The organism is Pseudomonadales bacterium, assembly GCA_013215025.1.
Classification (GTDB): Bacteria; Pseudomonadota; Gammaproteobacteria; order Pseudomonadales; family DT-91; genus DT-91.
In genome coordinates this window covers 1-5293 of record JABSRR010000187.1, presented here as the reverse complement: position 1 = coordinate 5293, position 5293 = coordinate 1, and the positions used below count along the sequence as shown (strand labels likewise).

The window sequence follows — 5293 nt, the reverse complement described above, 5'->3', positions numbered from 1 at the left end:
TTCCTTATAAACAAGCGCCTTCCCTTAGCGTCAAGAGAGAGCTTCTTTATCGGATTACCATTAAAAGAGTTTGAATTAATTTGATCTGAGAAATCAGTGAGCTCGCTGTTGCCTGTACTTTTTTTGTAAATTTTTCCATCTGATAGTAAAAGTAAGAGGGTTTTACTTTTGAAATCATAAACATAGTCACGAATATCTAAGCCATTCATGTTAAGTGTTGTTAGATCGTTTGATGGTATGTGATATGACACAAAAGTTTTAAAGGGCCTGTTCACAGATGTGTCTTTATCATCTAATGTCATAGCAGTAAACAATTCTGACTCTGAGGAATATTGAATGCTTCCAAAATAATGATTTTTATCCAATGCGAAAATGGTGTTTTTATCACCAGAATTAAAATCAATAAACCCTAATTTGGGCTTGTTGCTAGCAGTGAATCTTATATTTTGTGCATCATATCTAAGTAAGTCGCCATCAGGGTCAGCCACAATATCTTTTTCTATAAAAAGCATGCCCGCTTTTGAAGAGGAATAGCCAATATAGTCATAGTAACCATATGTTGAACTTAATTGAGTTGGTTCTGATAAAATTGGTAAATCAATTCTCTCAGATATTCCAGACAGCGGGTTTATTCGAAAAATATTGTCGTTATCAGCGTGAATAAAACTTTTATTATCTTTATCAAAAAAAGTCCAATCGTATATAACACTTCCAGGGTCGTAGTTTACGATCAGTTGCTCAGTAGTTTCATTACGATAAGTGTCATTCGCTTTGAGCGCTAGACGATTTTCACCAGGGACTAAATCAACATCAATTATCCAAGTATTGTCTGCTAATGGAGAAAACTCAGCTATTTGCCCGTCAATACTGACCTCGAGAATCTGATTCGGATCAGAAATAGAGGCACGAATCTTAATGGACTCATCAGCGGAGTAATGGTCATCTATCGGGAATATTACATTTATCTCTGGACCTAAACCATCATTTACGCCGACGGGTTTATTGCCTTTTGAAGAGCCACTGCCGCCAGAACAAGAGGTAATGAGAAATAAAATGATTGAAATGGAGGTGATTCCTTTCATAAAGATCTCCTTTTAAAAAATTTCATTCACAACTCATATGCATATAATTTTTCTCCCAAAAAATCTAACTCTAATGAACATACTAAGGATCGTGACTCTATACCTAATAATATAACCATTTTCTTCTATTTAAAACAATCTATGAGTAGCCACGCCATTGCATAGCCATTAATAAATATATGGAAGAAGGTTAAATAATGAAGGTCTGCACAACATTCCTTATCCATAAAATCTTTCTAGAGCCTTTACTTTTACCTCGCTAACAGCTTATTACTACTATCCCACATGCCAAGCAAAATAACGCATTTTCTCATCAGACTATTATTAAGAATTAAGCAGCGACGATACAATGTGTTGTGGTCGTGAAAATATGGTGTGGCTTGTGCTTTGAGCGGCTGCATTTATTGAACCCTTGTCCTTGGGTGTGGCTTAGCGCGGTGCTAAGCTGCGACTTTGCTGCGTGTTTATCCGTATCTTTTTGAGCTTATCAGCACTCGTGGTTTTAGATTGCTATAAATTAACAAGCTGTACGCGGTTATTGCCAATTTCGCTACTGGACGAAATTTCGGCCTCGTCGTAGGCATAAGCTGGGCGTTCGGCACTGCGATCTAAGGGCAGATTGTGAAAATCAAACAGGTTTTTATCGGCCAGCTGGCTGGGGCTAACGTGCTGAATCGATTTGAAAATGCTCTCTACCCGGCCTGGGGTGGCGCGGTCCCAATCTTGCAACATTGCTTTAATGGTTTGGCGCTGCAGGTTTTCTTGCGATCCACAGAGGTTGCAGGGAATAATCGGAAACTGTTTGGCCTCGGCAAAGGCGATCAGGTCTTGCTCGCGGCTGTAGGCCAGCGGGCGAATAACAATATTACGCCCGTCATCGCTGCGTAATTTTGGCGGCATCGCTTTTAAGCGCGCGCCGTGAAACATATTAAGGAATAAGGTTTCGACAATATCGTCCATATGGTGACCGAGCGCCAGCTTGGTCGCGCCAATTTGCTCGGCAAAGGCGTATAGCGTGCCGCGGCGCAGGCGCGAACAAAGGCCACAGGTGGTTTTACCCTCGGGGACTTTTTGTTTGACGATCGAATAGGTGTCTTTATCGACAATATAATAAGGCACACCAAGCTGCTCAAAATATTCAGGCAAGATATGCTCAGGAAAGCCCGGCTGCTTCTGGTCGAGATTTACCGCTATCACCTCAAATTTAACCGGCGCGGTTTTTTGCAAATTTAGCAGCATATCCAACATGGCGAAGGAGTCTTTGCCACCAGAAATACAGGCCATCACCACATCGCCCGATTCGATCATTTGATAATCGACCATTGCATTACCCATCTGACGGCGCAGACGTTTTTGCAATTTATTAAATTCTAGCTTGGCTTTACCGCTTAAGCCGTTAATGTCGGGTGATGTCATGACAATCTCATTCATAGCTGTTGCGCGCATTTTAACCGATCAGTTGCCGAGATGCGATAATCTATCCGGTACTAGGCCTATCAATTTCACAGATTTGCGCTTAAAATATGCCCGCCTTATACCCGAGGCACTTGTGTTTAGTGCTGCTATACCCTGCAGCTATTGCTGAAAAAGGATCCATTCCAATGAAACAACCCGTTCGCGTTACCGTTACCGGTGCGGCTGGCCAAATCGGCTACGCTTTATTATTCCGTATTGCTTCTGGCGCAATGCTTGGTGAAGATCAACCGGTTATCTTACACCTTTTAGATATTACGCCTGCTTTAGACGCATTAGAAGGCGTGAAAATGGAGCTTGATGACTGCGCATTTCCATTGCTTGCCGGTGTTGTATGCACTGATGATCCGATGGTTGGCTTTAAAGATGCTGACTATGCCCTACTTGTTGGCGCACGTCCTCGTGGCCCAGGCATGGAGCGTAAAGACTTACTCGAAGCCAACGCTGCGATTTTCTCTACCCAAGGTAAGGCCATCGATGCAGTCGCTTCAAAAGCAATTAAAGTATTGGTTGTTGGTAACCCAGCAAATACCAATGCCTTAATCACGCAACGCAATGCACCTAGCATTCCAAAAGAAAATTTCACCGCGATGATGCGCCTTGACCACAACCGCGCGAAGTCTCAGCTTGCCACAAAAACCGGCAAAGCGGTTACCGATGTGAAAAACATGGTGGTTTGGGGCAATCACTCTGCTACGCAATACCCAGATTTATCTAACACCACGGTTGCAGGTGAAGCGGCGCTTTCTTTAGTCGCGCAAGATTGGTACGAAAACGACTATATTCCAACCGTTGCTCAACGTGGTGCTGCCATCATTAAAGCTCGTGGCGCATCGTCTGCGGCATCTGCCGCGAATGCAGCAATCGACCATGTTCGTTCGTGGGCGCTTGGCACCACTGATGGCGACTGGGTATCGATGGGTATCTACTCTGACGGTTCTTACGGCATTGAAGAAGGCTTGATTTACTCATTCCCTTGCACCTGTGAAAACGGCGAGTGGACTATTGTACAAGGTCTAGAAACCAGCGAGTTTTCTAAAACGCGCATGGCTGCTACCGAGCAAGAACTGAAAGAAGAGCGTGACGCTGTAGCTCACTTGCTACCTTAAGTTTTAAGCTTTAAGCTTTCCGCCCTTCAGCACCTTCGCCAGCTTTAGCGAAAGCTTAAGCTAGCAGAGGGTGTTAAAAACCAGCTTCGGCTGGTTTTTTTTGGCCTAATGCAAACTGCTATTCAGGCTGCTTTAGCTGCTCTGGCTTGTTTAGCTTCTTTAGCTGCTTAAGGCTAATACTAAAGAAGTTAAACCTTAAAAGGTAAACGTAAAGCCAATGCTGGGTAGCGGCATTTCAGGGAACGCATAGCTGGCCTCGCGCGCACTGTAGTCGGGCTCATAATCCCAGCCGCGCTGATTCTTTTGCCCATAGGCATTCAGCAGCTCAAAATAGGCAATGATTTGCGGCTTGCGCCAGCCAAGGGCGGGATTGCCTTGGCTAATCAATACATCAGCGCGCAAATCCAGTCGATGGCTGGCATCAAATCGCTCACCGTTGAGGGTTCCTTCGATCGGGTCGTAGGCTAAAATGCCGCCGTTGCCATCATCAATTGGGGTTGCCGCAATAATATCGGTGTAGCGATTACCCGATTGGTAACGCCATTTGGCTGACACATTGACTCGCCGACTCAGCTGATAACTGGCAGCTAGGTTAATAATCCACGGCTGGTCAAACTCAAACAAGAAGCTTTCGCCGGTAATATCGTTGTCGCGATTGGTTTCACTGTACGCGAGCGTCAGCCAGCCTTGCCAGGCGTCGCTAAAGTCTTTACGCAGCAGTAGCTCAAAGCCATACGCTTCACCCGAGGCGCCGTTCACATACGGCGCAATAGCGCTGGCCGCGGTGACGGTATCGGTTTGTGCATCAGGGTTTGCCACCACCAGCTTGTCGAGTTTTTTGTAGTAGCTTTCAAATTGCCAGAAATATGGGCCTAGCCAGCTTGAGGTTTGCTCCTGGCTAAAACCTGCAACAAAGTGCTCGGCCTCAACAACGTCGAGTTCGCGTGTGCCAAAGCCATCGACAATATAGCCGTATTCAAAGCCGCGAAACCATTGGTGATGCATGCCATAGCGCAGCCACATACGCTGCTGATCGCTGAAGAAAAACGTCAGACCAAGGCGCGGCTCATAAAGGCGTTGTTCTGAAAAGCTGATATAGCTATGCCGCAAACCAAGATTCAGCTCTAGCTGGTCGCTGAGCGACCAGTTCATATCGGCAAATAAAGCCGGCAGCTGAGTACGCAGTTTATCCTTTGATTCGATAATCGGGGCTAAAAAGCTGGGCGGACAGACCTGAAACTCTTCGTTACAAGGCTGGTTGCGGCCTCTGGCGCGATAATCAAAAGTTTCTTCGATCAGCTCTAGGCCTAACAGCAGGTCGATATCTTGCTGTGGCGCCAGACGGTAATCGACCATGATGGCGTTATTATAAACCACGCCATCTAAGTCAATGGCCTGGCCGACTTCAAGATCTATATCTTGTTGTAAGGCGTTAGCACGCCAGTTGGCTGAGTAGGCATCGTCGTCGATACGCAAAATAAAAGCCTGGTTGTTATAGGCCTGGCGCACATCAACACCGCCCAGTAAATCGGGGTCTTTAAGAACTTCATCGGCATCTTCGTCAAAATTCAGGGCAATAAAGTCTTTCGCGCCAGAGGCAAAAAATTCTAGGCTGTAGCTGTCGTTAAT

Annotated in this window: 4 protein-coding genes; 1 reads left to right on the top strand and 3 read right to left on the bottom strand. The window is 45.4% G+C overall.

All coding sequences use genetic code 11. The annotated features are described in order from the left end of the window. Both HRU21_11345 and ttcA read right to left on the bottom strand, forming a co-directional pair. A partial coding sequence (locus HRU21_11345) for a hypothetical protein (protein NRA42883.1) occupies positions 1–1082 on the bottom strand: 1082 nt, incomplete at its 3' end. Between the two features lie 510 nt (positions 1083–1592). Beyond that, entirely contained in the window at positions 1593–2498 is a 906-nt protein-coding gene (gene ttcA / locus HRU21_11340; protein NRA42882.1) for a tRNA 2-thiocytidine(32) synthetase TtcA, read from the bottom strand. A gap of 185 nt (positions 2499–2683) precedes the next feature. Between ttcA and HRU21_11335 the strand changes: the two genes are divergently transcribed. Beyond that, complete coding sequence (locus HRU21_11335) at positions 2684–3664, top strand: malate dehydrogenase (protein ID NRA42881.1); 981 nt, start codon at positions 2684–2686, stop codon at positions 3662–3664. A 195-nt stretch (positions 3665–3859) separates the two neighbouring features. On the opposite strand, the gene HRU21_11330 is transcribed toward HRU21_11335, so the two are convergent. Beyond that, a partial coding sequence (locus tag HRU21_11330; protein NRA42880.1) for a TonB-dependent receptor occupies positions 3860–5293 on the bottom strand: 1434 nt, incomplete at its 5' end.

Bases quoted from the DNA above. Each gene is read 5' to 3' on its own strand.
- ttcA (NRA42882.1), bottom strand. From the start codon at position 2,498: ATGACATCACCCGACATTAACGGCTTAAGCGGTAAAGCCAAGCTAGAA.
- HRU21_11335 (NRA42881.1), top strand. From the start codon at position 2,684: ATGAAACAACCCGTTCGCGTTACCGTTACCGGTGCGGCTGGCCAAATC.